This is a genomic window from Streptomyces roseolilacinus (assembly GCF_014649335.1).
GTDB classification, from domain to species: Bacteria; Actinomycetota; Actinomycetes; order Streptomycetales; family Streptomycetaceae; genus Streptomyces; species Streptomyces roseolilacinus.
In genome coordinates this window covers 93,376-119,404 of record NZ_BMSV01000014.1, presented here as the reverse complement: position 1 = coordinate 119,404, position 26,029 = coordinate 93,376, and the positions used below count along the sequence as shown (strand labels likewise).

Genomic DNA, 26,029 nt, shown 5'->3' with positions numbered 1-26,029 from the left:
GGGGTGTTGTCCACGAAATTGGTGATCAACCAGTTCAGATTCTGCGCCGCCTGGCTCATCGCGCTCAAAACTCACGCTCCTGCTGGTGAGTGGGACCGACGTGGAAGCTGCCGGTGTTGCCGGAACCGGCCTGACGTCCCTGCTGGATGCCGCGCCGCAGGTTCGTCAGACGGCCCCGTACGTCGTCGGGGGCCCGGGAGACCTGCGGACCGGACTGGAGTGGCTGTTCCTGCGCCGTGCCCGGCACCAGGTTCGCCTTGGGGACCCGCCGGGGCAGGCCGGAGGTCGTGACGCCGCCGGCCGCGGGCTTGCGCACGCGCTCGGCCTGGCGGACCAGTTCGTCGTTGGGCGTCGTACGCCAGCCCGCCGCCGCGCCGTCGGAGCCGGAGCCCTGGTTCTGGCCCTGGCCCTGGTTCTGGCCCAGCAGGCCCTGGTTCTGGCCGGCGGGCGCCTGGCCCTGGCCGAGCGGGTCCTGCCCCTGGCCCGGCACCTGGCCGGCGCGCTGCGGCACCGCCGGGGCCGGACGGCCGTGCGCGGGCCGCTGGGGCTGCCCGAACTGCTGCGGCTGCGGCTGCTGCGGGACGGCCGGCGTGGGCATCGTCTGGTCGTGCGCCGGGTAGGGGTCGGCCGGACGGCCCTGGTGCCTGCCCTGCCCCTGGTGCCGGCCCTGGTTCTGGCCCTGGACCGGACCCTGGTGCTGCGCGGGGCCCTGGTGCTGCGGCGGGCCCTGCGGGGCTCCGCTCTGGCCCTCCTGCCCGTGGAACCAGTCGGTCTCCAGCGTGTCGTACAGCGGCGTGCGGCCGTCACCGGAGCCGGGCGGCAGGCTGCCGGCCGGCTGGCGCGGGGCGCCGAAGTCCGGGCGCGGGATCGCCGCGGTGGCCGCCGGGTCCTGCGGGGCCTGGCCGCCCTGCGAGCCGCCCAGGTCCGGGCGCGGCCCGTTGAAGTCGGGGCGCGGGAACTCGGCCGTGGAGCCGGGACCCTGCTGGTCCGCCGACGGACGCGCGAACTGACCGGTCGCCTCGTGCTCCTCGTGGCCGCGCGGCGCGTCCAGCGGGGAGTGCTGGGCGCCCTGGTCGCCGCCCCAGCCGCCGGGCTGCGGGCGCGCCGGGCGCTGCGGGCCGCCGGGGAGCTCGGCGCGCGGGCCGCCGGAGGGCGGGAGCTGCTGCTGGCGCTGCTGCCCCGGGCCGCCCTGGCCGCCCTGCGGGGCCTGGCCGGGACCCTGCGGGGTCTGGCCGGGACCGCCCTGCGGGGTCTGGCCGCCCTGGCCGCCCTGCCACACGTCGGACCGGGTCGGGATGCCGCCCTGGCCGCCCTGCGGGGCCTGGCCGCCCTGGTCCCCGTACGCACCGGGGAACCCGGCGCCCTGGCCGCGGCCGTCCTGCTGCCGGCCGCCCCGGCCGGGCTGCCCGCCCTGGGGTCCGCCGAACAGCCCGCCGCCCTGCGGCGCACCACCCTGCGGCGCACCGCCCTGGGCACCACCCGGGCGGCCGCCCAGGTCGTCGCGGCCCGGCAGCGCGGCGCGGGCGCCGCCACCGGAGCCCACCTGGCCGCGCGCGCCGGAGAGACCCGCGGCGAGCCGGTTCTGCGGCGCACCGCCCTGGCCGGGCCGTCCACCGCCGGGCATCCCGCCCTGGCCGACCGCCGGGCGGCCGCCCTGGCCGGAGCCGCCCTGCGGCAGCCCGCCGGGACCGCCCGGGCCGCCGGGCTTCTTGCCGCCCTGCGTGACGTCCACGGGCAGCATGACCAGCGCGGTCGTACCACCGGAGTCGGAGGGGCGCAGCTGGATCCGGATGCCGTGCCGCAGGGACAGGCGGCCGACCACGAACAGACCCATGCGGCGGGAGACGGAGACGTCCACGGTGGGCGGCGACGCGAGCCGCTCGTTGATCGCGGCGAGGTCCTCGGGGGAGAGGCCGATGCCGGTGTCGTGGATCTCGACCAGCACGCGCCCGTCGGGCAGCGCGTGGCCGGTGACGCGCACCTTGGTCTGCGGCGAGGAGGACGACGTGGCGTTCTCCAGCAGCTCGGCGAGGAGGTGCACGAGGTCGTTGACGACACGGCCGGCGACCTCGGTGGCCGGCACGGACGCGAGCTCGATGCGCTCGTACTGCTCCACCTCGGACGCGGCGGCGCGGAGCACGTCGACGAGCGGCACGGGCCGCGTCCACCGGCGGCCGGGCTCCTCGCCGGCGAGGACGAGGAGGTTCTCACCGTTACGGCGCATGCGCGTGGCGAGGTGGTCGAGCTTGAACAGCGAGGACAGCTGGTCCGGGTCGGCCTCGCGGGACTCCAGTTCGGAGATGAGCGACAGCTGGCGCTGGATCAGGCCCTGGGAGCGGCGCGAGAGGTTGGTGAACATCGCGTTGACGTTGCCCCGCAGCAGGGCCTGCTCGGCGGCGAGGCGGACCGCCTCGCGGTGCACGTCGTCGAAGGCCGCGGCCACCTTGCCGATCTCGTCGCGCGAGTGCACACCGACGGACTCGACGGACGTGTCGACGTCCTGCGGGTCGGCCTCGGACAGCTGCTTGACCAGCTGGGGCAGCCGCTCCTGGGCGACCTTGGTCGCGGTGTCCTGGAGCCGCCGCAGCGACGTGATCATGGAGCGGGCCACCACGAAGGCGCCGATCAGCGAGACGCCGAGGACCAGGATGATCAGGGCACCGTTGATGATCGCGTCGCGCTGCGCCTCCTGGCGCAGCTCACGGGCCTTGCTCTCCATCTCGCCCAGCAGCGTGGCCTCGATGGTCTCCATGGCGCGCAGCTTGGTCTCGGCCTCCTCGGTCCAGTCGAGGTAGGTGCGGACCGGGGCGCGGCTGAGGCCGTTGCGCTCGCGCAGCACGCGGTCCGCGTACTGGTCGGCGGCCTGGATCGCGGGGTTGCCGGAGTTCAGCGGGCCGAGCAGGTCGGTGGCGTCGCCGCCGGCCGACTCGTAGATGGAGCGGAACGACTTGAGGGCCGCGTTCTCGTTGACGCGGGCGTCCTCGGCGTACTGCCGGTCGTTCTCGTTCAGCGACGCCTTCTCCGTGGTGGTCTTCGGGAGGGCGGCGGCGATGACGGCCCGCTGCATGGACGCGTACTCCTTGGCGGAGGAGAACGCCGCCAGCGCACGCGTGCGCTTGATCATCTCGGGGTTGCTGGTCGCCTGCGCCATGTCCTGCGACAGGGTGAGCAGCGACTCGATGAGCCGGTTGTACTTGCCCACCGTCGCGGAGGTCATCTGGCCGTCGGCGTAGGCGTCCTTGCGGATCGAGCCGAGCGTGACGACCTGGTTGGCGATCTGCGTGACGTTGGCGCGGATGCTCGCCAGCGCCTCGTCGTCCTGGGTGTCGCCGATCTCGTCGGTGGCGTCGAGGAACGCCCGCTGCGCCGCGTCGGTCTTGTCGCGGGGGTCCTTGATCTTGAAGTCGGTGAGCAGGGCGTCGTTGGCGATCGGACCCGCGGACTTGTCGCGCTCCTGCTGGAGCGCCTGCGCGAGGTGGTGCGCCTCGCGGGTGAGCTTGGTGAGCAGCTGCATGTGGTCCAGCTGCTCCATGTTCTCCATCGACTCCTGGATGCGGAGTCCGCCCAGCGAGGTCGCGGCGACCACGGGGAGGGCGAGGAGGGAGACCAGTCGGGTGCTGATGCGCCAGTTGCGCAGGGCTATTCGTGAGCCGGTCTCACCCGGCGCGGGGGCCTTCGGTTCCTTCCCCGGCTTGGCGGACTTGCCCGCCTTGTCGCGCCGGCCGGGCTTCACGCCCTTGCCGCCACCCGCCGCCTCGGCCCCGGCCGCCGCACCCGCCGCGCGTCCGGCGCGGCCGCCGCCGTTGCCGGCTGCCGCCGGTCCCGGGTCGTGGGTGTGCTGGGGCGAGGAGCCGCGGTCGGTCCCGCCGCGCGGCTCCTGTTCCGCCGCAGCGCTGCCATCCCTCTTGAAACGTCCCTGCACTAGCGTCGCAACCTCTGGACCAGGCGTCCCCCCGCGCGAACGGACGGGACGGTGTCGGCGTCGTGGGAGCGCGAGTGCGCCCCTCGGTGGTCGTCGGTGACCGGCGCGGAATCCCCCCTTCCCCACCGCCGCTCGGCGCTGCCTTTGCGCCCCAGCTCGCCGGTCTCCATCGCGGCGGTGCGTGGAATTCCAGCACAGTGCCGGATCTCCAACAAGGGCGGCGGCCGGCCCCGCGAATGCGCTCACGGCCTGTGACGGCACCCTCACGTGACGTAGAAAGCGATCAGGGAGGAATCGGACTTTCCGCAGCGAGTCGCTTACGCGTGGAGGCTGCCCCAGTCGAGATGATCAGCGTCGGAATGAAGCATTCAGTGACGTAATGTCTGTTTTCGTCGCCCGAACCAGGCGCCCGAAATAGCCGATTTGGGCGGTCAGTGGTGAGGAAACTCACATGCCGGTGGCGGGCTGTTCACGGTATTGGCGGGGAACGGGATGTTTAGCCTGACGCTTTACAGGGATGGGCCATCCGTCAAGGGCGCCCCGCCGCCCACCCGAGCCGAGCAACGAGGTCTGAGCCACCGTGAAGACGACGATGACGATCCGCAGCATCGCCAACCCCCGCCGCACCACCCTCGCCCACCTGGAGGACGCGGCCGCGCTGGAGCGCGGCGCCCTGCCGGAGCAGGCGTCCGAGCTGCCCGCCGTCACCGCCAACCCGCGCCGCACGGTCCTGATGGAGGCCCCGGCCCCCGCGGCGCGCTGACACCCGCCGGTGCGCGCGACCCGCGAGCCGGGAGCGCACACCGGCGTACGGCGGGCCGCCCGCCCCTCCCGCGTTAGCCTGGAGCGTCAGACTCCAGCCAGCTCAGTGAGGGGCACACGCATCCGTGCGCATCGCCAGATTCTCCATCGACGGCAATGTCGCCTTCGGCGCGGTCGAGGGTGAAAGCGCCCCCGGCGCAGAGGGTGACCTCGTCCTCGACATCATCAAGGGCATTCCGTACACCGACTTCGAGCTCAGCGGCACGAAGGTCCCGCTGAGCAAGGTCCGGCTCCTGCCGCCGGTGCTCCCCAACAAGGTCGTGGCCATCGGCCGCAACTACGCGGAGCACGCCGCGGAGCTCGGCAACGAGGTCCCCGAGGTGCCCGTCGCCTTCTTCAAGCCCACCACCTCGGTGATCGGCTCCGGCGACGCCATCGAGTACCCCTCCTTCTCCAGCGAGCTGCACCACGAGGCCGAGCTCGCCGTCGTCATCGGCCGCATGTGCCGCGAGGTCCCGCGCGAGCGCGTCAAGGACGTCGTCTTCGGCTACACCTGCGCCAACGACGTCACCGCCCGCGACGCCCAGAAGCGCGAGAAGCAGTGGGCCCGCGCCAAGGGCTTCGACACCTCCTGCCCCCTGGGCCCCTGGGTGGAGACCGACCTCGACCCGGGCGACCTGACCATCCAGTGCACGGTCAACGGCGCACAGCGCCAGCTGGGCCGCACGAGCGACATGATCCGCTCCGTCGAGGACCTGGTCGTCCACATCACCGAGGCCATGACGCTGCTCCCCGGCGACGTCATCCTCACCGGCACCCCCGCCGGGGTCGGCCCCCTCAACGTCGGCGACGAGGTCGCCGTCACCATCGAAGGCATCGGCACTCTCACCAACAAGGTGATCAAGCGTGGTTAACGCGACCGTCCGCGTACGTTTCTGTCCCTCGCCGACCGGCAACCCCCACGTGGGCCTGGTCCGCACCGCCCTGTTCAACTGGGCCTTCGCCCGGCACCACGGCGGCACCATGGTCTTCCGCATCGAGGACACCGACGCGGCCCGCGACTCGGAGGAGTCGTATCGGCAGCTCCTCGACGCGATGCGCTGGCTCGGCCTCGACTGGGACGAGGGCCCCGAGGTCGGCGGCCCCCACGCGCCGTACCGCCAGTCGCAGCGCATGGACGTCTACCGGGACGTCGCCGACCGGCTCCTCGAGAGCGGCCGCGCCTACCACTGCTACTGCACCACCGAGGAGCTGGACGAGCGCCGCGAGGCCGCCCGCGCCGCCGGCAAGCCCTCCGGGTACGACGGCCACTGCCGCGAGCTCACCGCCGAGCAGGTCTCCGCGTACGAGGCGGAGGGCCGCACCGCGATCGTCCGCTTCCGCATGCCCGACGAGCCGATCACCTTCCGCGACCTGGTCCGCGGCGAGCTGACCTTCACCCCGGACAACGTCCCGGACTACGGCATCGTCCGCGCCAACGGCGCCCCGCTGTACACGCTGGTCAACCCGGTCGACGACGCGCTGATGGAGATCACGCACGTGCTGCGCGGCGAGGACCTGCTGTCCTCCACCCCGCGCCAGATCGCCCTGTACAAGGCGCTGATCGACCTGGGCGTCGCGAAGGCCATCCCGGAGTTCGGCCACCTGCCGTACGTCATGGGCGAGGGCAACAAGAAGCTGTCCAAGCGCGACCCGCAGTCCTCGCTGAACCTCTACCGGGAGCGCGGCTTCCTCCCCGAGGGCCTGCTGAACTACCTGTCGCTCCTGGGCTGGTCGTTCTCCGCCGACCAGGACGTCTTCACGATCCCGCAGATGATCGAGAAGTTCGACGTCGCGGACGTCAACGCCAACCCGGCGCGCTTCGACCTCAAGAAGGCCGAGGCGATCAACGCCGACCACATCCGCATGCTGGACGCGCAGGCGTTCGTCGCCGCCTGCGAGCCCTGGCTCCGGGCCCCGCACGCCCCCTGGGCGCCCGAGGACTTCGACCGGGAGGCGTGGGAGCGGATCGCCCCGCACGCCCAGACGCGCCTGACGGTCCTCTCCGAGATCACCCAGAACGTCGACTTCCTGTTCCTGAAGGAGCCGGTCGAGGACGAGGCGTCCTGGCAGAAGGCCATGAAGGGTGACCCGGCGGCCCTGCTCACCACGGCCCGCGCCAAGCTGGCGGCCGCGGACTGGACGAGCCCCGAGTCCCTGAAGGACGCCGTCCTGAAGGCGGGCGAGGAGCACGGCCTGAAGCTCGGCAAGGCCCAGGCGCCCGTCCGCGTCGCCGTCACCGGCCGCACGGTCGGCCTGCCGCTCTTCGAGTCGCTGGAGATCCTCGGCGAGGAGCGCACCCTCGCCCGCATCGACGCGGCCCTGGCGAAGCTGGCGTCGTAGGCGCCCGGACACGCTCCGTGGGGGCGGCGGCCGTGACGGCCGCCGCCCCCACGGCGTTCCGCCCGCCCCGGACGCGCGCGATCCCCCCGGCCGGGGCGGTCCGCGGCGGTACCGTCGTCCCATGGCCATCCGCGCCGTCCTGTGGGACATCGACGACACGATCTTCGACTACGCCGCCGCCGACCGGGCCGGGATGCGCCGGCACCTGCGGGACGAGGGGCTGGACGGGGCGTTCGGCGGCACCGAGGACGCCCTGCGGCGCTGGCGGGAGACGACCGCGCTGCACTGGGCGCGGTTCGCCGCGGGGGAGGCCTCCTGGGAGGAGCAGCGGCGGGACCGGGTCCGGACCTTCGTCGGCACCCCACTGGGCGACGACGAGGCGGACGCCTGGTTCGCGCGGTACCTGGCGCACTACGAGGCCGCCTGGGAGCTGTTCCCGGACACCGTCCCCGTGCTGGACGTCCTCGCCGCCGAGTACCGGCACGCCGTCCTGTCGAACTCCTCCCTCCTCAACCAGGACCGCAAGCTCCGCGTCCTCGGCGTGCGGGACCGGTTCGAGGCGGTGCTCTGCGCCGCGGACATCGGCGTGTCCAAGCCCCACGCCGCCGCCTTCCACGCCGCGTGCGACGCCCTCGGCCTGGCCCCGGACGAGGTGGCGTACGTCGGGGACCAGCCCGACATCGACGCCCGGGGAGCCGTCGAGGCGGGCCTCCTCGGGGTCTGGCTGGACCGCACGGGCCTCGGCGGCCGCCCCGAGCTGACCCGGATCACGGACCTCCACCAGCTCCCCGCGCTGCTCCGCGGCGATACCCGTTTTGGAGCGCCGGACACCTTCGGGTAATGTTCTTCCTGCGCCGAGGGAAGCGGGCCGAAAGGCCGGAAGCCCGGAGCGCGAACCGAACAAGATCCCTTCAGGGATCGCGTCCCGGTGGCCTATGGTGTAATTGGCAGCACGACTGATTCTGGTTCAGTTAGTCTTGGTTCGAGTCCAGGTAGGCCAGCTCGCAGAGCTCATCTGCAAAGCCCCCGTTGTGTAGCGGCCTAGCACGCTGCCCTCTCAAGGCAGTAGCGCCGGTTCGAATCCGGTCGGGGGTACAGATCCTTCCCGCGGGATCATCAGGGTCGCACCCGATGGTCACGATGCAGGATCGCTAGGGCCCCCGTTGTGTAGCGGCCTAGCACGCCGCCCTCTCAAGGCGGTAGCGCCGGTTCGAATCCGGTCGGGGGTACCAACTGGTCTAGACCACCAGTGGCCTATGGTGTAATTGGCAGCACGACTGATTCTGGTTCAGTTAGTCTTGGTTCGAGTCCAGGTAGGCCAGCGGGTTCACGCAAGTGATCCACGCCCCCGTTGTGTAGCGGCCTAGCACGCCGCCCTCTCAAGGCGGTAGCGCCGGTTCGAATCCGGTCGGGGGTACAAGAAGAGGAAGCCCTCCCCAGCAGGGGAGGGCTTCCTCGCGTTGTCGTCGCGAAACGATCAGCGTCACACACAACTCCGGCCCACCGCTGCGGCGTTGAAGCGGTGGGCCGGAGTCGGCAGAAGGATCATGGACACATGTGAGCGGGTGCTCAGCCCGAGCGGCGCAGCGCCTCCGACAGGCGGGAGGCCGCGTCGATGACGGCCTGGGCGTGCATCCGGCCCGGGTGGCGCGTCAGGCGCTCGATCGGGCCCGACACCGACACCGCGGCCACCACCCGGTTCGAGGGGCCCCGCACGGGCGCCGAGACGGACGCGACGCCCGGCTCCCGCTCGCCGATCGACTGGGCCCAGCCGCGGCGCCGTACGCCCGACAGGGCCGTCGCCGTGAAGCGGGCGCCCTGCAGGCCCCGGTGCAGCCGCTCCGGCTCCTCCCAGGCCATGAGGATCTGCGCCGAGGAGCCGGCCTTCATCGTGAGCGTCGAACCCACCGGGACCGTGTCCCGCAGGCCCGACAGCCGCTCCGCCGCCGCGACGCAGATGCGCATGTCGCCCTGGCGCCGGTAGAGCTGCGCGCTCTCGCCCGTCACGTCGCGCAGGTGCGTGAGCACCGGGCCCGCCGTGGCCAGCAGGCGGTCCTCGCCGGCCGCGGCGGCCAGCTCGGCCAGCCGCGGACCCAGGATGAACCGGCCCTGCATGTCCCTCGCCACCATCCGGTGGTGTTCCAGTGCCACGGCCAGCCGGTGGGCCGTGGGCCGTGCGAGCCCGGTCGCCGCGACCAGCCCGGCGAGGGTGGCCGGACCGGACTCCAGAGCGCTCAGAACCAGAGCTGCCTTGTCGAGAACGCCGACGCCGCTAGAGTTGTCCATGCAACGATACTCATGTCTCACTCTGTGAAACGCAAGTTCAATTTTCCCGGGAACTTGCCAACCTGGAGGGGCGGCCCGGGATCCACGGTCCGCTGCCGTCGTCCAGAACGTGGAATCACGGGGAGACCCGGGCGCCGGCGCAGATGTCTCTAGATCGCCGGCTCACCCGCCGGCCGGAGGGAAAGCGATGGGTAGGACACTCGCGGAGAAGGTCTGGGACGACCACGTCGTCCGGCGCGCCGAGGGCGAGCCCGACCTCCTCTTCATCGATCTGCACCTGCTGCACGAGGTGACCAGCCCCCAGGCCTTCGACGGCCTCCGCAAGAGCGGCCGGCGGGTGCGGCGGCTCGACCTGACCATCGCCACCGAGGACCACAACACCCCGACCCTCGACATCGACAAGCCCATCGCCGACCCCGTCTCCCGCGCCCAGCTGGAGACCCTGCGCAGGAACTGCGCGGAGTTCGGCGTGCGCCTGCACCCGCTCGGCGACGTCGAGCAGGGCGTCGTCCACGTCGTCGGCCCCCAGCTGGGCCTGACCCAGCCCGGCACGACCGTGGTCTGCGGCGACTCCCACACCTCCACGCACGGCGCCTTCGGCGCGCTCGCCTTCGGCATCGGCACCTCCCAGGTCGAGCACGTCCTGGCCACCCAGACGCTGCCCATGGCCCGTCCCCGGACCATGGCCATCACCGTCGACGGCGAGCTGCCCGACGGCGTCACCGCCAAGGACCTCATCCTGGCGATCATCGCGAAGATCGGCACCGGCGGCGGCCAGGGCTACGTCCTGGAGTACCGCGGCTCCGCCATCGAGAAGCTCTCGATGGAGGCCCGCATGACCATCTGCAACATGTCCATCGAGGCCGGCGCCCGCGCGGGCATGATCGCCCCCGACGAGACCACCTTCGCGTACCTCCGGGGCCGCGCCCACGCCCCCGAGGGCGCCGACTGGGACGACGCCGTCGCGTACTGGAAGACCCTGCGCACCGACGACGACGCCGTCTTCGACGCCGAGGTCGTCATCGACGCCGCCGAGCTGTCCCCGTTCGTCACCTGGGGCACCAACCCCGGCCAGGGGGCACCCCTTTCGGCGTCCGTCCCCGACCCCGCCTCGTACGAGGACGCCTCGGAGCGGTTCGCCGCGGAGAAGGCCCTGGAGTACATGGGCCTCACCGCCGGGCAGCCCCTGCGCGACATCCGGGTCGACACCGTCTTCGTCGGCTCCTGCACCAACGGCCGCATCGAGGACCTGCGCGCCGCGGCCGCGATCCTCGAGGGCCGGAAGATCGCCGACGGCGTGCGGATGCTGGTCGTCCCCGGCTCCGCCCGCGTCGGCCTCCAGGCCGTCGACGAGGGCCTGGACCGGGTCTTCAAGGAGGCCGGCGCCGAATGGCGGCACGCCGGCTGCTCCATGTGCCTGGGCATGAACCCCGACCAACTCGCCCCCGGCGAGCGCTCCGCGTCCACCTCCAACCGCAACTTCGAGGGACGGCAGGGCAAGGGCGGCCGCACCCACCTCGTCTCGCCGCAGGTCGCCGCCGCCACCGCGGTCCTCGGCCACCTGGCCTCCCCGGCCGACCTGTCCGACGCCACCACTCCCGCGGGGGTCTGAAGAACCATGGAAGCATTCACCACCCACACCGGCCGTGCCGTCCCGCTGCGCCGCAGCAACGTCGACACCGACCAGATCATCCCCGCGCACTGGCTCAAGAAGGTCACCCGCGACGGGTTCGAGGACGGCCTCTTCGAGGCCTGGCGCAAGGACCCCGAGTTCGTCCTCAACCGCCCCGAGCGGCAGGGGGCCACCGTCCTCGTCGCCGGCCCCGACTTCGGCACCGGCTCCTCCCGCGAGCACGCCGTCTGGGCCCTGCAGAACTACGGCTTCAAGACGGTGATCTCCTCCCGCTTCGCCGACATCTTCCGGGGCAACTCGCTGAAGAACGGCCTGCTCACGGTGGTCCTCGACCAGAAGACCGTGGACGCCCTGTGGGAGCTGGTCGAGACCGACCCGCAGGCCGAGGTCACCGTCGACCTCGTCACCCGCCAGGTCCGCGCCGAAGGCGTCACCGCCGACTTCGAACTCGACGAGAACGCCCGCTGGCGGCTGCTCAACGGCCTCGACGACATCAGCATCACCCTCCGGAACGAGGCGGACATCGCCGCGTACGAGGCCGAGCGCCCCTCGTACAAGCCGCGCACCCTCCCGCTCTGACCCACCAGGGGCCCCGGCCCCGCGCGACACCCCGGTGCCCCCGGCCGTCCAGCGGCCGGGGGCACCGCCGTATCCAACTGGCGTGAAAACGCCCCTGGCGACACTCCCGGGGAGTGTCGCGCCGCCATCCGGCTGACGCCGCGCGCCCTGGGCCGAAACCGTTTCGACGACGACCCGGAAGCAGCCGAATCCGCTCCAACTCGGTTTATGACCTGGGGCTTTGGGCAAGCGAGGGGTATCGAACGGAAGGCACCCGGGCGAACCCCGAAACGCCGCTGGAGCACGTCAGTTACCCCCTACGCAGGCGACAACTCGCCCCAGATGGCACAATCGGTGCATGGAACGCGACAGCCAACTCGAGCTCTACGAGGCGGTCGCAGCCCGGCTGAAAGAAGCGCACTCCCGAGTGCGCGCACTGCAAGTCCCGGAGGGCGTAAGGATGGCGCTGTCCCGGAAGCTGCTGGTCATCACGGCCTCGGCGAAGCACGATCTCGCGGACGCGGCACGGCGTCTCGACCGGTTGATGAAGGACCTCGACGAGGGCCGATTCCCTGAAGGGGACTGACCGCCCGGAAGTCCGCAGACGGCTACTGCGTTGCGGCACAAGGGTGATTAGCCCGTTTCGTGTTTGATTTGCGGTATATATCTGCCTAACGTGCGAAATCGCTTGAACACTTTCGTTCCGGCAATGTCTCCGAAGGGGAAGACGTGAACAAGGCGCAGCTCGTAGAAGCGATTGCCGACAAGATGGGCGGCCGGCAGCAGGCCGCCGACGCCGTCGACGCGGTACTCGACGCGATCGTCCGTGCGGTGGTCGCCGGCGACCGGGTCTCGGTCACCGGTTTCGGCTCGTTCGAGAAGGTCGAGCGGCCGGCCCGCTACGCCCGCAACCCGCAGACCGGCGAGCGCGTACGGGTCAAGAAGACCTCCGTTCCGCGCTTCCGTGCCGGCCAGGGCTTCAAGGACCTGGTCAGCGGCACCAAGAAGCTCCCCAAGGGCGGCGAGGTCGCCGTCAAGAAGGCCCCCAAGGGCAGCCTCTCGGGCGCGCCGCCCACCATCGCCAAGGCCGCCACCAAGAAGGCCGCGGCGAAGAAGGCCGCCGCGAAGAAGGCCACCCCCGCCAGGAAGGCGACGACGGCCGCGGCCAAGAAGACCACCGCGGCGGCCGCCAAGAAGACCACCACCGCGGCGGCGACGAAGAAGGCCGCCACCGCCAAGAAGGCGGCCCCCGCGAAGAAGGCCGCCACCGCGACGACCAAGAAGGCCGCGGCGAAGAAGACCGCGCCCGCCAAGAAGGCCACCGCCAAGAAGGCGCCCGCCAAGAAGACCACGGCGCGCAAGACCAGCGCGGCCAAGAAGACCACCCCGGCAAGGAACAAGTAAGCGGCGGGGCGGCGAGGAGACACTCACCGGCGACCGCCCGCCGGGCCACTCACACGCGGGGCCGGGCTTCCCTCCGGGGAAGCCCGGCCCGCGGTGTCGTCAGGACGCGGTGTCGTCAGGGCGTGATCGGCGCGGGCGCGGTCGGCGCGGGCGGGCGCCGCCGGGGGCCGTTCAGAACGTCTGCAGCGTCACCAGCGTGATCCGCAGGGCCCCGCCCTCGCCCTCCGTCTCGATCCGCACCCGCTGACCGGGCCGCAGCAGCCGCAGGCCGCCCGCGTCGAACGCCTCCGCGCCGAAGTCCACCGGCGTGCCGTCGTCGAGCAGCACGCTGCCGCTGCGGGTCTCGGGGTCGTACGTGTACGCGGTCGCCTGCATGCACCGCAGCCTATCCCGCTACCCCGCCCGCAGGGCCCCGGCCCGGCACCGCTCCGCCGTGCACCGCCCCACGCCCAGTTCCAACGCCGCCCGCAGATCCGCCCCCGTGTCCACGTCCCGCCGCACCGACGCCACACCGCCGAGCCGGATTTCCACCGCGCCCGACGACAAATGCCGCAGTCGCGAGGCGCCTCCGAAAGCCGGGCGCAATTCAATTCCCGGCGCCGCCGACAGGAAAGTCGTACCGATATCGGCGGCATCCGCCAGAAAGGCCCGCGGAAAACGGCCCGCGACCGCCAGGACCCGCTCCAGCTCCGCCGGGCGCAGCGCCGGGAGGTCCGCGTTCAGCGTCGCCACCGCGGCCCCCGGGCGCAGCGCCCGCACGACCTCCGCCCCGTGCGCCAGCGCCGCGTTGAGCCCCGCCGCCGGCCGGTCCGGGACCACCCGGGCGCCCAGCGCGGCCAGCCGCGGCGCGGCCACCGGGTCGTCCGTGACGACCACCACATCCCGTACCGCCGCGCAGGCCAGCGCCGCCACCACCGTGTCCTGCGCGAACGCCAGCGCCAGCCGCGGCCGCTCCGGCGGGCCGACCGCCCCCGCGAGCCTGCTCTTGGCCAGGGCGAGGGGTTTCAGCGGCACCACCAGCGACCAGGGCGCGGTCGCCCGGCCCGACCCGACGGCACCCGCGGCCCGCTCTCCGTCCGTCTCCATCCGGGCCATTGTGGCGCGGCCGGTCACGACCCGGAGAGCCGGTCCGGAAGGCGGGGCGTACGGTGTTCTCGACAGACCAGGGGCATGGGGCGACACTTGACCCCCGGCAAGACGAGTACCACAGCAGTGCCACAGGAAGGTGTCCGCGTGTCCCGCCGCAGAATCGGCTTCTGGTACCGCCTGGCGGCGGTCATCGTAAAACCGCCGCTGGTGGTTCTGTTCAAGCGGGACTGGCGTGGAACGGAGCACATTCCGGGCGACGGCGGATTCATCACGGTCGTGAACCACAACTCGTATCTCGACCCGCTGTCGTACGCGCACTTCCAGTACAACACCGGACGCGTACCGCGCTTCCTGGCGAAGGCCGACCTCTTCAAGGGCGCCTTCGTCGGGATGATGCTCCGCGGCACCGGGCAGATCCCCGTCTACCGCGAGACGACCAACGCCCTGGACGCCTTCCGCGCCGCCGTCGCCGCCATCGAGCGGGGCGAGTGCGTCGCCTTCTACCCCGAGGGCACCCTCACCCGCGACCCCGACATGTGGCCCATGGCCGGCAAGACCGGTGCCGCCCGCGTCGCCCTCCTCACCAAGGTGCCCGTCATCCCCGTCGCCCAGTGGGGCGCCAACCTGGCGATGCCGCCCTACGCCAAGGAAGGCAAGATCCGCCTCCTCCCCCGCAAGACGCTGACCGTCGTCGCCGGTCCGCCCGTCGACCTCTCCCGGTTCCACGACGTGGAGCCCACCAACGAGGTGCTGCGCGAGGCCACCGAGGAGATCATGCGGGCCATCACCGCGCTCCTGGAGGACATCCGGGGCGAGAAGGCCCCCGACGAGCCGTACGACCACCGCAGGGCCCGGCTGGAACAGCGCCGCAGGGCCGCAGGGGAGGAAGCCAAGTGACACGTCCCGTCAAGGCAGCCGTCTTCGGAACCGGTTCGTGGGGCACGGCCTTCGGCGTGGTCCTCGCCGACGCCGGCTGCGACGTCACCCTCTGGGGCCGCCGCCCCGAGGTCGCCGACGCCGTCAACGCCACGCGCACCAACCCCGACTACTTCCCCGGCGTCGAACTGCCCGCGAACCTCCGCGCGACCTGCGACCCCGTCGAAGCCGCCGCCGGCGCCGACTTCACGGTGCTCGCCATCCCCTCCCAGACCCTCCGCGGCAACCTCGCCGCCTGGGCGCCGAAGCTCGCCCCCGACACCGTCCTCGTCTCCCTGATGAAGGGCATCGAACTCGGCACCTGCGAGCGGATGAGCGAGGTGATCCAGGAGGTCGCCGGGGTCCCCGCCGACCGCGTCGCCGTCGTCACCGGGCCCAACCTCGCCAAGGAGATCGTGGCCCGCATGCCGGCCGCCGCCGTCGTCGCCTGCCGGGACGAGGCCGTCGCCCGGCGCCTCCAGGCCGCCTGCCACACCCCCTACTTCCGCCCCTACACCAACACCGACGTGGTCGGCTGCGAACTGGGCGGCGCCGTCAAGAACGTCATCGGCCTCGCCGTCGGCATCGCCGACGGCATGGGCCTCGGCGACAACGCCAAGGGCTCCCTCATCACCCGCGGCCTCGCCGAGACCACCCGCCTCGGCCTCGCCATGGGAGCCGACCCGCTCACCTTCGCCGGCCTCGCCGGCCTCGGCGACCTGGTCGCCACCTGCTCCTCGCCGCTGTCCCGCAACCACACGTTCGGCTTCAACCTCGGCAAGGGCATGACGCTGGAGGAGACCATCGCCGTCACCCGGCAGACCGCCGAAGGCGTCAAGTCCTGCCGGTCCGTCCTCGACCTGGCCCGCCGACACGGCGTCGACATGCCGATCACCGAGACCGTCGTCGACATCGTCCACGAGGGAAAGCCGCCGATGGTGGCCCTCAAGGAGCTGATGTCGCGGAGCGCCAAGCCCGAGCGGCGCTGACGGAGCCCCGGTGAGCAGGTACTCTCAACCCGATATGAGCAGCGAGAACCTCCCCACCAGCCCCGGGCGTAAGCCGCGCGTGGCCGTCGTCTTCGGCGGACGCAGCTCCGAGCACGCCATCTCCGTCGTCACGGCCGGCGCCGTCCTGCGCGCCATCGACCGGACGAAGTACGACGTGCTGCCCATCGGCATCACCACGGACGGCCGCTGGGCGCTGACCGCCGACGACCCGGAGCGGATGGCCATCGCCGACCGCGCGCTGCCCAGCGTCGACGACCTCGCCGAGTCCGGCGAGGGAAGCGTCGTGCTGTCCGCCGACCCCACCAGCCGGGAGATCGTCTACACGGAGCCCAGCTCCGTCCCGAAGGCCCTGGGCGAGGTCGACGTCGTCTTCCCCGTGCTCCACGGCCCGTACGGCGAGGACGGCACCCTCCAGGGCCTGCTGGAGCTCGCCGGGGTGCCCTACGTCGGCGCGGGCGTCCTCGCCTCCGCCGTCGGCCAGGACAAGGAGTACATGAAGCGCGTCTTCACCTCCTTCGGCCTGCCCGTCGGCCCGTACGAGGTCATCCGCCCCCGCGAGTGGGACCGGGACCCCGCGGCCGCCCGCCGGAAGGTCACCGACTTCGCCGCCCGGCACGGCTGGCCGCTGTTCGTGAAGCCCGCCCGCGCCGGCTCCTCCATCGGCATCACCAAGGTCGACGACGAGTCCGGCCTCGACGCCGCCCTCGCCGAGGCCCGCCGCCACGACCCGAAGGTCCTCGTCGAGTCGCTGCTCACCGGCCGCGAGATCGAGTGCGGCGTCCTGGAGTTCGAGGACGGCCCGCGCGCCAGCGCCCCCGCCTGGATCCCGCCCGTCGGCGACCACGACTTCTACGACTTCGAGGCGAAGTACATCGACTCGGCGTCCGGCGTCGTCCCCGCCCCGATCACCCCGGAGCAGACCGCCGAGGTGCAGCGGCTCGCGATCGCCGCGTTCGAGGCCGCGTCCTGCGAGGGACTGGTCCGCGCCGACTTCTTCCTCACCGACGACGGCGAGTTCGTCATCAACGAGATCAACACCATGCCGGGCTTCACCCCGATCTCGATGTACCCGCGCATGTGGGAGGCGAGCGGGATCGACTACCCCGAGCTGGTCGACCGCCTCGTCCAGGCCGCGCTGCGCCGCCCCACCGGACTGCGCTAGGACCTGCGGAGGACGGCGGGGCCGCGGGCGTGTGCCGCCCGGGACCCCGCCGCACGGGCCCGCCTCAGACGCTCGACGGGACGGTCCTGCCCACCGGACCGGCGAACGCCACCAGCGGACCGGTGTCGTGCGCGAACCGCTCGTCGAGCGACAGCTCCACGTACGCCTTCCGGTACGTGGTGGTGAAGCGCGGGCCGGTTCCCTCCCGCTGCTCCACCAGCCAGTTGACGCCGTCCACCTCGATCGCCTGCGCCTGCGGATCGCTCATCCCGGCGGGCCGGAACACCCCGCAGCGCAGTACGATCGCCCCGTCCCCCCACGCGGCGGTCAGCTCGGAACGCGGCTCCGTCGCGCTCCGGCGCAGACCCGCGACCGTGTCCGGAAGCTCCTGGTGCAGTGCCCGGCAGTACGAGGCCTCCTCCGCGGCCGGGCTCGGGACCGGGACCGGCGCCTTCGCGTCCGTCGTGGCGCAGCCCGGGGCCGTCGCCAGCAGCACGGCCGTGGCGACGGCGCCGGTCGCGGCGGGCAGGCGGGAAAACCGGTGGGAGGACTTCACCGGCTCAGCGTAGACGGGGGCTACAGGTGGACGACCGGGCAGGTCAGGGTGCGGGTGATGCCTTCCACCTGCTGGACCTTGGCGACGACCATGCGACCCAGTTCGTCGACCGTGTCCGCCTGGGCGCGCACGATCACGTCGTACGGACCCGTCACGTCCTCGGCCTGGAGCACGCCGGGGATCTTCGCGATGGTTTCGGCGACCAACGACGCCTTCCCCACCTCGGTCTGAATCAGGATGTACGCCTGTACCACGAAACCTCCAGGGCGGCCGCGAGGATCATCCTGGGTTGGGAGGACCCAGGGGAGAAAGGGACGCCACGGTATCGCGTCGCCGCGTGCGGCGGGGAGACCACGGGGCCGGAGGTGCCCGGAGCGTGGTGCACGGAAGACAGAAGTTGACGGCTTCGTCCGTCTCGATGACCGTACCTACAACAGTGACGGCTCGCGACCGCAACCGCACGAGGACCAGTCGGTCGTACGGCGAGCCCACGACGACATGGAGAGGTGGACCTCGGTGAAGGGCACTGTCGGCGAGCTCGGGGAGTTCGGGCTCATCAGGGAGCTCACCTCCCGGCTCACCACCACCCCGGCGGTACGGGTCGGCCCGGGGGACGACGCCGCCGTCGTGGCCGCGCCCGACCGGCGCGTCGTCGCCAGCACGGACATCCTGCTGGAGGGCCGCCACTTCCGCCGCGACTGGTCCACCGCGTACGACGTGGGACGCAAGGCCGCCGCCCAGAACCTCGCGGACATCGCCGCCATGGGCGCCGTCCCCACCGCGCTCCTCCTCGGCCTGGTCGTCCCCGCCGAACTCCCCGCCACCTGGCCCACCGAGCTCATGGACGGGCTGCGCGACGAGTGCCAGGTCGCCGGCGCCGCCGTCGTCGGCGGCGACGTCGTACGCGGCGACACGATCACCGTGTCCATCACCGCCCTCGGGGACCTGCGCAACCACGAGCCCGTCACCCGCGGCGGCGCCCAGCCCGGCGACGTCGTCGCCTACACCGGCTGGCTCGGCTGGTCGGCCGCCGGATACGCGGTCCTCTCCCGCGGCTTCCGCTCCCCGCGCGCGTTCGTCGAGGCCCACCGCCGGCCCGAACCGCCGTACCACGCCGGCCCCGCCGCCGCGAACCTCGGCGCGACCGCCATGTGCGACGTCAGCGACGGCCTCATCGCGGACCTCGGGCACATCGCGGAGGCCAGCAAGGTCCGCATCGACCTGCGCTCCGGCGCCATCGACGTCCCCACGCAGATGAACGACATCGGCCAGGCGGTCGGCGTCGACCCGATCCAGTGGGTGCTCACCGGGGGAGAGGACCACGCGATCGTCGCCACCTTCCCGCCCGACGTGAAGCTGCCCGCCCGCTGGAAGGTGATCGGCGAGGTCCTCAACCCCTCCGCCCTGCCCCAGGTCACCGTCGACGGCGCGCCCTGGCACACCACCGGCGGCTGGGACCACTTCGGCAGCCCGTACGGGGACGCCGAATGACCCGCCAGGCCCCGCCGCGGGTCCTCACCGTCGCCGGATCCGACTCCGGCGGCGGCGCCGGCATCCAGGCCGACCTGAAGACCATGCTCGCCCTCGGCGTCCACGGCATGAGCGTCCTCACGGCCGTCACCGCGCAGAACTCCCTGGGCGTGCAGGGCGCCTGGGAACTGCCGGAGGAGGCCGTACGCGCCCAGTACCGCAGCGTCGTCGGCGACATCGGCGTACAGGCCGTGAAGACCGGGATGCTCGCCTCCGCGCCGCTCGTCGAGACCGTCGCGGAACTGCTCGCGGCGACCGACGCCCCCGTCGTCGTCGACCCGGTCGGCGTCTCCAAGCACGGCGACCCGCTCCTCGCCGCCTCCGCCCTCGACTCGGTGCGCAAACGGCTGCTGCCCGTGGCGACCGTCGCGACCCCGAACCTCGACGAGGTGGCGCAGCTCACCGACGTACGGGTGGAGAGCGAGGACGACCTGCGCCGGGCCGCCGACGCGGTACTGGCGTTCGGACCGCGCTGGGCGCTGATCAAGGGCGGGCACCTGACCGGCGAGGCGGTCGACCTGCTGACGGACGGCCGCGAGGAGCACTGGCTGCGGGCGCCCCGCCTCGACAACCGCCACACGCACGGCACCGGCTGCACGCTCGCCTCCGCGGTCGCCGCGGGCCTGGCGAAGGGCCTGACCGTGCCGGACGCCGTACGGGGCGCCAAGGAGTACGTCACCGGGGCCATCGCCGCGGGGTTCGCGCTCGGCGGCGGGATCGGGCCGGTCGACCACGGGTGGCGGTTTTGATTTTGGGGCGCTCCCTTTTTTGGGGCGCCTTCGGCTCCGGGGCGCTGGGAGCCTGTGCCGACGGTCGACCGTGCTCGCCCCCTCCTTCGTCGGGGGCTGCGCCCGCTCTCCCTTTCGGCACAGGCGCGCCCCTTCACCTCAGGCACCGGGTACAGGGTGGGGGCGTGCGGGGGCCTGCAGTCGGGCGGGCCGCCGGTTTGTTCGGCCGGGGCGGGGGCTGGGCGCGTTCTCCCTTTCGGCGCGGGCGCGCCCCTTCGCCTCAGGCGCCGGGGGCCGGGGCGTGGGGGTGTGCGGGGGCCGTGGGCGGGTGGCCCGGCGGGCTCGCTCGTCAGCGGGTGGGGCGGCAGGGGCGTGCCCCGTCCCCTCGCTGGACACGGCGAAAAGCCGGCCCACCCGAGGGTGGACCGGCTTTCAAGGCAACCGCAGAGGCTGCGCTACGACGAAACGTCGACTTTAGCGCGAGACCTTGCCGGCCTTGATGCACGAGGTGCAGACGTTGAGCCGCTTCGGCGTCCGACCGACCACGGCACGCACGCGCTGGATGTTCGGGTTCCAGCGACGGGACGTACGGCGGTGCGAGTGCGAAATGTTGTTGCCGAAGCCCGGCCCCTTGCCGCAGACGTCGCAGTTGGCAGCCACGGGTCACTCCAAAGACTTCAGATGCACTTACAGTGAAATCCGGCGAGCCGGAATCAGATCGGTGACGTACAGGTCGGTGACTGAAGTGGCTTTGCCGGGGAACGGCCCGACTTTCATCGGGCAACCGGAGCAGCATACAACGGCCACTTCGGTAGAACGAAACTACCACGGACCGCCGGGCCCCCGCCCCGGCCCACCCCTCCTCCCTGGGTCTACCCTGCGGTGCAGCCCACGCCCCGACGCCCCGGCGGCGTGCGGGACCCCCACGAGGAGGATCACCAGGTGCCGGAGAAGTTGGGGCGGGACCTCGACCCCGCAGCGGTCCGTGCCTGGTGCACGCTGGCGCTGGACGCCCTCGGGCGGGAGCGCGAGGAGATCGACGCGATCAACGTCTACCCGGTCGCGGACGGGGACACCGGCACCAACCTCTACCTGACCGTGGAAGCCGCCCGCCAGGCCGTGGAGGCCGTCTTCACGGCGCACGACGCGGACGGCACCCTCCCCGACTCCGCCGACACCGTGCGGGCCCTGGCGCACGGCGCGCTGATCGGCGCCCGCGGCAACTCCGGCACCATCCTGGCGCAGCTCCTGCGCGGCATGGCCGGGGTCCTGGCCCGGGGATGTGACGGACCCCACCTCGCGGAAGCCCTGGGCGCCGCCTCCGCCGCAGCCCGGCAGGCCGTCGCCCACCCCGTCGAGGGCACTATCCTCAGCGTCGCCTCCGCCGCCGCGGAGGCCGCCGCCGCGGCCGGCCCCGCCCTCCCGGCGGTGGCCAGGGCCGCGTACGAGGGCGCCCGCGCCGCGCTGGAGGAGACCCCCGGGCAGCTGGACGTCCTGGCCCGGGCGGGTGTCGTCGACGCGGGCGGACGCGGGCTCGTCACCGTGCTCGGCGCGCTCGTCGAGGCCCTGTCGGGCGAGGCGCCACCGCGAAGGCCGCGCACCCGGTGGACCGCGCCCGCCCCGCACGCCGCCGGGGCGCCGGAGGAGCCCTGCGCGCCGGGCGGGCCCGCGTACGAGGTGATCTACCTGCTGGAGGCCGACGACGAGGCCGTCGCCCGGCTGCGCGCCCGCCTCGACGGGCTCGGGGACTCCCTGGTCGTCGTCGGCGGCGACGGCCTGTGGAACGTCCACGTGCACGTCGACGACGCGGGCGCCGCCGTGGAGGCCGGCGTCGAGGCGGGCCGCCCGTACCGGATCCGCGTCACCCACTTCGCCGCCGGCACCGCGAAGGCCGAGGCCGCCGAACCCACCCAGCGCGCGGTCGTCGCCGTCGTGCCCGGCGAGGGGCTGGCCGAGCTGTGCGCCGAGGCGGGCGCCACGACCGTCCTGGCGCTGCCCGGCCGCCCGCCGGCCAGCGGCGACCTGCTCGACGCGATCCGCCGCGCCCACGCGCGCGAGGTGGTCCTCCTGCCCAACTCCACCGAACTGCGCCACACCGCCGCGGCCGCCGCCGAGCAGGCCCGCGCCGAAGGCGTCCGCGTCGCCCTCGTCCCCACCAGGGCCGCCGTCCAGGGCATCGCCGCGCTCGCCGTCCACGAACCGGGGCGCCGCTTCGACGAGGACGTGGTCGCCATGACGGCCGCCGCCGGCGCCACCCGCTACGGCGAACTGACCGTCGCCGAGCACCGGTCGTTCACGTCGGCCGGCGTCTGCCAGGCCGGCGACGTCCTGGGGCTCATCGACGGCGACGTCGCCGTGATCGGCCACGACCTCGCCGAGACGGCCCGGACCGTCCTCGACCGGATGCTGTCGGGCGGTGGCGAACTGGTCACCCTGGTCCTTGCCGCCGACGCCCCGCCGGCCCTCGCCGACCACCTGGAGCGCCACGTGCGCGGCCGGTACCTCGCCGTCGACACCTGCGTCCACCACGGCGGCCGCCAGCAGGCCCCCCTGCTCATCGGCGTCGAGTGACCCGCGCCCGGCGCCGCCGGGGCCCGGGTTGCCGCCCGCTGTCAGCGGCGTGGTGTGGAATGGACCTCTGACCAGGACGGGGTACGGAGGAGGAGGCTGCCGTGCTGAGCGAACCCCTGAAGAAGGTCCTCGGACCGGCCACGGCCAAGGTGATGGCCGAAGCCCTCGACCTGCACACCGCGGGCGACCTCCTGCACCACTACCCGCGCCGGTACGCCGAGCGGGGCGAGCTGACCGCCCTGGCCGACCTGCCGCTGGACGAGCACGTCACGGTCGTGGCGCAGGTCGCGGACGCGCGGCTGCACACGTACAGCGGCTCGCGGGGCCGCGGCCAGCGGCTGGAGGTGACCATCACCGACGGCAGCGGCCGGCTGCGGCTGGTCTTCTTCGGCAAGGGCGTCCACAAGCCGCACAAGGACCTCCTGCCGGGCACGCGCGCCATGTTCGCCGGCAAGGTGTCCCTCTTCAACCGGCAGCTCCAGCTCGCCCACCCCGCCTACGAACTGCTGCGCGGCGACGGCGACGCGGCGGTGGACACCTGGGCCGGCGCCCTCATCCCGATCTACCCGGCCACCACCAAGCTCGAGTCCTGGAAGATCGCCAAGGCCGTCGACGCGGTCCTGCCGCGCGTCCACGACGCCGTCGACCCGCTGCCCCCCGCCCTGCGCGAGGGCCGCGGCCTCACCGACCTGCCCGACGCCCTCCACAAGATCCACCGCCCGCGCACCAAGGCCGACATCGCCGACGCCCGCGAACGGCTCAAGTGGGACGAGGCGTTCGTCCTCCAGGTCGCCCTCGCCCGCCGCCGGTACGCCGACACGCAACTGCCCGCCGTCCCCCGCGAACCCGTCCCCGGCGGCCTCCTCGACGCCTTCGACGCCCGCCTGCCCTTCACCCTCACCGACGGCCAGCGCGCGGTCTCCAAGGAGATCTTCGCCGACCTCGCCACCGACCACCCCATGCACCGCCTCCTGCAGGGCGAGGTCGGCAGCGGGAAGACGATGGTGGCCCTGCGCGCCATGCTCGCCGTCGTCGACGCCGGAGGGCAGGCCGCCCTGCTCGCCCCGACCGAAGTGCTCGCCCAGCAGCACCACCGGTCCATCACCGAGATGATGGGCGACCTGGCCCAGGGCGGCATGCTCGGCGGCGCCGAACACGCCACCAAGGTCGTCCTGCTCACCGGCTCCATGGGCGCCTCCGCCCGCCGCCAGGCCCTCCTCGACCTGGTCACGGGCGAGGCGGGCGTCGTCGTCGGCACGCACGCCCTGATCGAGGACAAGGTGAGGTTCCACGACCTCGGCCTCGTCGTCGTCGACGAGCAGCACCGCTTCGGCGTCGAGCAGCGCGACGCCCTGCGGGGCAAGGGCAAGCAGCCGCCCCACCTGCTGGTCATGACCGCCACGCCCATCCCGCGCACGGTCGCGATGACCGTCTTCGGCGACCTGGAGACCTCCGTCCTCGACCAACTCCCCGCCGGGCGCTCGCCGATCGCCACCCACGTCGTTCCCGCCCAGGACAAGCCGCACTTCCTCGCCCGCGCCTGGGAGCGCGTCCGCGAGGAGGTCGAGGGCGGGCACCAGGCGTACGTCGTGTGCCCCCGCATCGGCGACGACGAGGACGAGCCCGGGGACGGCGGGTCCGCGGCGAGGAAGGCCCCGAGCGCCGAGGACGCCGCCGAGAAGCGGCCGCCCCTGGCCGTCACCGACGTGGCCGGGCAGCTCGCGCGGGGTCCCCTCGCGGGCCTGCGCGTGGAGATCCTGCACGGCAGGATGCACCCCGACGACAAGGACGCCGTCATGCGCCGCTTCGCCGCCGGCGAGGTCGACGTGCTGGTCGCGACCACCGTCATCGAGGTCGGCGTCAACGTCCCCAACGCCACCGCCATGGTGATCATGGACGCGGACCGGTTCGGCGTGTCCCAGCTGCACCAGCTGCGCGGCCGGGTCGGCCGCGGCTCCGCGCCCGGACTGTGCCTCCTGGTCACCGAGATGCCCGAGGCCGCCCCCGCCCGGCAGCGGCTGGCCGCCGTCGCCGCCACCCTGGACGGCTTCGAACTCTCCCGCATCGACCTCGAACAGCGCCGCGAGGGCGACGTCCTCGGCCAGGCCCAGTCCGGCGCCCGCTCCTCCCTGCGCGTGCTCACCGTCATCGAGGACGAGGAGGTCATCGCCGCCGCCCGCGCCGAGGCCACCGCGGTGGTCGCCGCCGACCCCGACCTGGAGCACCTGCCGGAGCTGCGCACGGCACTCGACGCGCTGCTCGACGCGGAACGCGAGCAGTACCTGGAGAAGGGGTGACGCCCCACCGGCCCCACCGGCCCATATCGTGGAGTCGAGGCAAACCCGCGAACGACCGACAAGGACTGACATGACCCGCGTGATCGCCGGAGCGGCCGGTGGACGCCGCCTGGCCGTGCCGCCGGGCAACGGCACCCGCCCCACCTCGGACCGGGCGCGCGAGGGCCTGTTCTCCACCTGGCAGTCGCTCCTGGGCACGCTCGACGGCATCCGCGTCGCCGACCTGTACGCCGGGTCCGGCGCGGTCGGCCTGGAGGCCCTGTCGCGGGGCGCCGTGCACGCCCTCCTCGTCGAGGCCGACGCCCGCGCCGCCCGCACGGTCCGCGAGAACGTCCGCGCGCTCGGCCTGCCCGGCGCCGAGGTCCGCGCCGGCCGGGCCGAGCAGGTCGTCGCGGGACCCGCGCCCGCCGAGCCGTACGACGCGGTCTTCCTCGACCCGCCGTACGCCGTCTCCGACGACGATCTTCGCGAGATACTCCTCACACTCCGCCTCCAGGGCTGGCTCGCGGCGGACGCCCTCGTCACCGTGGAGCGCAGCACCAGAGGCGGGGAATTCGGTTGGCCGGAGGGGTTCGAGCCGTTGCGGGCCCGTCGCTACGGCGAGGGAACGTTTTGGTACGGTCGCGCCGCCTCTACGTGCGAAGACGCACCATGACCGGACCGGAGAGCGAGGGACTTCAGTTGCGCCGAGCAGTCTGTCCGGGGTCGTTCGACCCCATCACCAACGGACACCTCGACATCATCGCCCGCGCCTCCAAGCTGTACGACGTCGTGCACGTGGCCGTGATGATCAACAAATCCAAGCAGGGCCTGTTCACCGTCGAGGAGCGGATGGACCTCATCCGCCGGGTCACCGCCGAGTACGACAACGTCGTGGTCGAGTCGCACCACGGCCTCCTCGTCGACTTCTGCAAGGAGCGCGGCATCCCGGCCATCGTGAAGGGCCTGCGCGCGGTCAGCGACTTCGACTACGAGCTCCAGATGGCCCAGATGAACAACGGCCTCACGGGCGTCGAGACGCTGTTCGTGCCGACCAACCCCACGTACAGCTTCCTCTCCTCCTCGCTGGTCAAGGAGGTCGCCGCGTGGGGCGGCGACGTCTCGCACCTGCTGCCGCCGATCGTGCACGAGGCGCTGGCCGCACGGCTCCGCGAGAAGTGACCTCCTGACGGTTCGTCGGAAGTGCCCCGAACGGGGGAGGCCGGGCCCGGGGGATCGGTGTCG

Annotated in this window: 24 protein-coding genes, 5 tRNA genes and 1 pseudogene; 22 read left to right on the top strand and 8 right to left on the bottom strand. The window is 72.9% G+C overall.

Annotation, left to right across the window (positions count from 1 at the left end; genetic code table 11):
- Both IE106_RS27620 and IE106_RS27615 read right to left on the bottom strand, forming a co-directional pair.
- Window positions 1-68, bottom strand: a pseudogene (locus tag IE106_RS27620) (roadblock/LC7 domain-containing protein); the annotation flags it as partial.
- Window positions 65-3,922, bottom strand: a complete 3,858-nt coding sequence (locus IE106_RS27615) for a sensor histidine kinase (RefSeq protein ID WP_189537955.1) — start codon at window positions 3,920-3,922, stop codon at window positions 65-67. The pseudogene IE106_RS27620 and the gene IE106_RS27615, both read right to left, overlap by 4 nt.
- A 580-nt stretch (window positions 3,923-4,502) precedes the next feature.
- Between IE106_RS27615 and IE106_RS27610 the strand changes: the two genes are divergently transcribed.
- The 9 genes from IE106_RS27610 (at window position 4,503) to IE106_RS27570 (ending at window position 8,483) form a co-directional block, all read left to right on the top strand.
- On the top strand, window positions 4,503-4,685 hold the full coding sequence (locus tag IE106_RS27610) for a hypothetical protein (protein WP_189537954.1): 183 nt from the start codon (window positions 4,503-4,505) through the stop codon (window positions 4,683-4,685).
- Between the two features lie 124 nt (window positions 4,686-4,809).
- Window positions 4,810-5,598, top strand: coding sequence for a fumarylacetoacetate hydrolase family protein (locus IE106_RS27605; RefSeq protein WP_189537953.1), 789 nt, complete (start codon window positions 4,810-4,812; stop codon window positions 5,596-5,598).
- The gene (gene gltX, locus IE106_RS27600; protein ID WP_189537952.1) at window positions 5,591-7,066 is read left to right on the top strand and encodes a glutamate--tRNA ligase; all 1,476 of its coding nucleotides are present in this window, start codon (window positions 5,591-5,593) and stop codon (window positions 7,064-7,066) included. The genes IE106_RS27605 and gltX overlap by 8 nt, the downstream gene beginning before the upstream one ends.
- 121 nt (window positions 7,067-7,187) lie before the next feature.
- Complete coding sequence (locus IE106_RS27595) at window positions 7,188-7,907, top strand: HAD family hydrolase (protein ID WP_189537951.1); 720 nt, start codon at window positions 7,188-7,190, stop codon at window positions 7,905-7,907.
- An 88-nt stretch (window positions 7,908-7,995) separates the two neighbouring features.
- Window positions 7,996-8,067: transfer RNA gene (locus IE106_RS27590), tRNA-Gln, on the top strand.
- Between the two features lie 21 nt (window positions 8,068-8,088).
- Window positions 8,089-8,161, top strand: a tRNA-Glu gene (locus IE106_RS27585).
- A 61-nt stretch (window positions 8,162-8,222) separates the two neighbouring features.
- Window positions 8,223-8,298, top strand: a tRNA-Glu gene (locus IE106_RS27580).
- An 18-nt stretch (window positions 8,299-8,316) separates the two neighbouring features.
- Window positions 8,317-8,388, top strand: a tRNA-Gln gene (locus IE106_RS27575).
- Window positions 8,389-8,410: 22 nt separating this feature from the next.
- Window positions 8,411-8,483 (top strand) — tRNA-Glu (locus IE106_RS27570).
- 152 nt (window positions 8,484-8,635) lie between these two features.
- Here the strand turns inward: IE106_RS27570 and ndgR are convergent.
- Window positions 8,636-9,352: an IclR family transcriptional regulator NdgR gene (gene ndgR, locus IE106_RS27565; protein ID WP_046495934.1), complete on the bottom strand. Its 717-nt coding sequence runs from the start codon at window positions 9,350-9,352 to the stop codon at window positions 8,636-8,638.
- Between the two features lie 187 nt (window positions 9,353-9,539).
- Here ndgR and leuC point away from each other — a divergent pair, with 187 nt between their 5' ends.
- From leuC to IE106_RS27545, 4 genes are all read left to right on the top strand, one after another.
- Window positions 9,540-10,964: a 3-isopropylmalate dehydratase large subunit gene (gene leuC / locus IE106_RS27560; protein ID WP_189537950.1), complete on the top strand. Its 1,425-nt coding sequence runs from the start codon at window positions 9,540-9,542 to the stop codon at window positions 10,962-10,964.
- 6 nt (window positions 10,965-10,970) lie between these two features.
- The gene (gene leuD, locus IE106_RS27555) at window positions 10,971-11,564 is read left to right on the top strand and encodes a 3-isopropylmalate dehydratase small subunit (RefSeq protein ID WP_189537949.1); all 594 of its coding nucleotides are present in this window, start codon (window positions 10,971-10,973) and stop codon (window positions 11,562-11,564) included.
- A 337-nt stretch (window positions 11,565-11,901) separates the two neighbouring features.
- Window positions 11,902-12,129, top strand: a complete 228-nt coding sequence (locus IE106_RS27550) for an SCO5555 family protein (protein ID WP_189537948.1) — start codon at window positions 11,902-11,904, stop codon at window positions 12,127-12,129.
- 143 nt (window positions 12,130-12,272) lie between these two features.
- Window positions 12,273-12,947, top strand: coding sequence for an HU family DNA-binding protein (locus tag IE106_RS27545; RefSeq protein WP_189537947.1), 675 nt, complete (start codon window positions 12,273-12,275; stop codon window positions 12,945-12,947).
- A 171-nt stretch (window positions 12,948-13,118) separates the two neighbouring features.
- On the opposite strand, the gene IE106_RS27540 is transcribed toward IE106_RS27545, so the two are convergent.
- A complete protein-coding gene (locus IE106_RS27540) occupies window positions 13,119-13,322 on the bottom strand; it encodes a hypothetical protein (RefSeq protein WP_189537946.1) in 204 nt (67 codons plus the stop codon).
- 18 nt (window positions 13,323-13,340) lie between these two features.
- Window positions 13,341-14,033 (bottom strand): 2-phospho-L-lactate guanylyltransferase, encoded by a 693-nt coding sequence (gene cofC / locus IE106_RS27535; protein ID WP_189537945.1) that lies wholly within the window; start codon window positions 14,031-14,033, stop codon window positions 13,341-13,343.
- Window positions 14,034-14,180: 147 nt separating this feature from the next.
- Here cofC and IE106_RS27530 point away from each other — a divergent pair, with 147 nt between their 5' ends.
- Genes IE106_RS27530 through IE106_RS27520 form a run of 3 tightly spaced genes read left to right on the top strand, consistent with a single transcriptional unit; the run spans window position 14,181 to window position 17,123 of the window.
- The gene (locus IE106_RS27530) at window positions 14,181-14,933 is read left to right on the top strand and encodes a lysophospholipid acyltransferase family protein (protein ID WP_189537944.1); all 753 of its coding nucleotides are present in this window, start codon (window positions 14,181-14,183) and stop codon (window positions 14,931-14,933) included.
- Window positions 14,930-15,940, top strand: coding sequence for an NAD(P)H-dependent glycerol-3-phosphate dehydrogenase (locus IE106_RS27525; RefSeq protein WP_189537943.1), 1,011 nt, complete (start codon window positions 14,930-14,932; stop codon window positions 15,938-15,940). The genes IE106_RS27530 and IE106_RS27525 overlap by 4 nt, the downstream gene beginning before the upstream one ends.
- A gap of 34 nt (window positions 15,941-15,974) precedes the next feature.
- Window positions 15,975-17,123, top strand: coding sequence for a D-alanine--D-alanine ligase family protein (locus tag IE106_RS27520; RefSeq protein ID WP_189537942.1), 1,149 nt, complete (start codon window positions 15,975-15,977; stop codon window positions 17,121-17,123).
- Between the two features lie 64 nt (window positions 17,124-17,187).
- Here IE106_RS27520 and IE106_RS27515 read toward each other — a convergent pair whose 3' ends face one another.
- Entirely contained in the window at window positions 17,188-17,679 is a 492-nt protein-coding gene (locus IE106_RS27515; RefSeq protein WP_189537941.1) for a DUF3515 domain-containing protein, read from the bottom strand.
- Between the two features lie 20 nt (window positions 17,680-17,699).
- Entirely contained in the window at window positions 17,700-17,933 is a 234-nt protein-coding gene (locus tag IE106_RS27510) for an Lrp/AsnC family transcriptional regulator (protein WP_189537940.1), read from the bottom strand.
- Between the two features lie 262 nt (window positions 17,934-18,195).
- Between IE106_RS27510 and IE106_RS27505 the strand changes: the two genes are divergently transcribed.
- Window positions 18,196-19,170, top strand: a complete 975-nt coding sequence (locus tag IE106_RS27505; RefSeq protein WP_189537939.1) for a thiamine-phosphate kinase — start codon at window positions 18,196-18,198, stop codon at window positions 19,168-19,170.
- Window positions 19,167-19,958 (top strand): bifunctional hydroxymethylpyrimidine kinase/phosphomethylpyrimidine kinase, encoded by a 792-nt coding sequence (thiD, locus tag IE106_RS27500; protein WP_189537938.1) that lies wholly within the window; start codon window positions 19,167-19,169, stop codon window positions 19,956-19,958. The genes IE106_RS27505 and thiD overlap by 4 nt, the downstream gene beginning before the upstream one ends.
- A gap of 453 nt (window positions 19,959-20,411) precedes the next feature.
- Here thiD and rpmB read toward each other — a convergent pair whose 3' ends face one another.
- Window positions 20,412-20,597, bottom strand: coding sequence for a 50S ribosomal protein L28 (rpmB, locus tag IE106_RS27495; protein ID WP_003957616.1), 186 nt, complete (start codon window positions 20,595-20,597; stop codon window positions 20,412-20,414).
- 252 nt (window positions 20,598-20,849) lie between these two features.
- Between rpmB and fakA the strand changes: the two genes are divergently transcribed.
- The 4 genes from fakA (at window position 20,850) to coaD (ending at window position 25,966) form a co-directional block, all read left to right on the top strand.
- On the top strand, window positions 20,850-22,508 hold the full coding sequence (fakA, locus tag IE106_RS27490; protein WP_373295995.1) for a DAK2 domain-containing protein: 1,659 nt from the start codon (window positions 20,850-20,852) through the stop codon (window positions 22,506-22,508).
- A 101-nt stretch (window positions 22,509-22,609) separates the two neighbouring features.
- A complete protein-coding gene (gene recG, locus IE106_RS27485) occupies window positions 22,610-24,805 on the top strand; it encodes an ATP-dependent DNA helicase RecG (protein WP_189537936.1) in 2,196 nt (731 codons plus the stop codon).
- Between the two features lie 70 nt (window positions 24,806-24,875).
- Window positions 24,876-25,460 carry a 16S rRNA (guanine(966)-N(2))-methyltransferase RsmD gene (rsmD, locus tag IE106_RS27480; protein WP_189537935.1) on the top strand — a complete coding sequence of 195 codons (585 nt, stop codon included), beginning with the start codon at window positions 24,876-24,878 and terminating at the stop codon, window positions 25,458-25,460.
- A complete protein-coding gene (gene coaD, locus IE106_RS27475; RefSeq protein WP_189537934.1) occupies window positions 25,457-25,966 on the top strand; it encodes a pantetheine-phosphate adenylyltransferase in 510 nt (169 codons plus the stop codon). Before rsmD ends, coaD begins: the two co-directional genes overlap by 4 nt.
- Window positions 25,967-26,029: the final 63 nt, after the last annotated feature.

Bases quoted from the DNA above. Each gene is read 5' to 3' on its own strand.
- IE106_RS27595 (WP_189537951.1), top strand. From the start codon at position 7,188: ATGGCCATCCGCGCCGTCCTGTGGGACATCGACGACACGATCTTCGAC.
- ndgR (WP_046495934.1), bottom strand. From the start codon at position 9,352: ATGGACAACTCTAGCGGCGTCGGCGTTCTCGACAAGGCAGCTCTGGTT.
- leuC (WP_189537950.1), top strand. From the start codon at position 9,540: ATGGGTAGGACACTCGCGGAGAAGGTCTGGGACGACCACGTCGTCCGG.
- leuD (WP_189537949.1), top strand. From the start codon at position 10,971: ATGGAAGCATTCACCACCCACACCGGCCGTGCCGTCCCGCTGCGCCGC.
- IE106_RS27550 (WP_189537948.1), top strand. From the start codon at position 11,902: ATGGAACGCGACAGCCAACTCGAGCTCTACGAGGCGGTCGCAGCCCGG.
- IE106_RS27540 (WP_189537946.1), bottom strand. From the start codon at position 13,322: ATGCAGGCGACCGCGTACACGTACGACCCCGAGACCCGCAGCGGCAGC.
- cofC (WP_189537945.1), bottom strand. From the start codon at position 14,033: ATGGAGACGGACGGAGAGCGGGCCGCGGGTGCCGTCGGGTCGGGCCGG.
- IE106_RS27520 (WP_189537942.1), top strand. From the start codon at position 15,975: ATGAGCAGCGAGAACCTCCCCACCAGCCCCGGGCGTAAGCCGCGCGTG.
- thiD (WP_189537938.1), top strand. From the start codon at position 19,167: ATGACCCGCCAGGCCCCGCCGCGGGTCCTCACCGTCGCCGGATCCGAC.
- rsmD (WP_189537935.1), top strand. From the start codon at position 24,876: ATGACCCGCGTGATCGCCGGAGCGGCCGGTGGACGCCGCCTGGCCGTG.
- coaD (WP_189537934.1), top strand. From the start codon at position 25,457: ATGACCGGACCGGAGAGCGAGGGACTTCAGTTGCGCCGAGCAGTCTGT.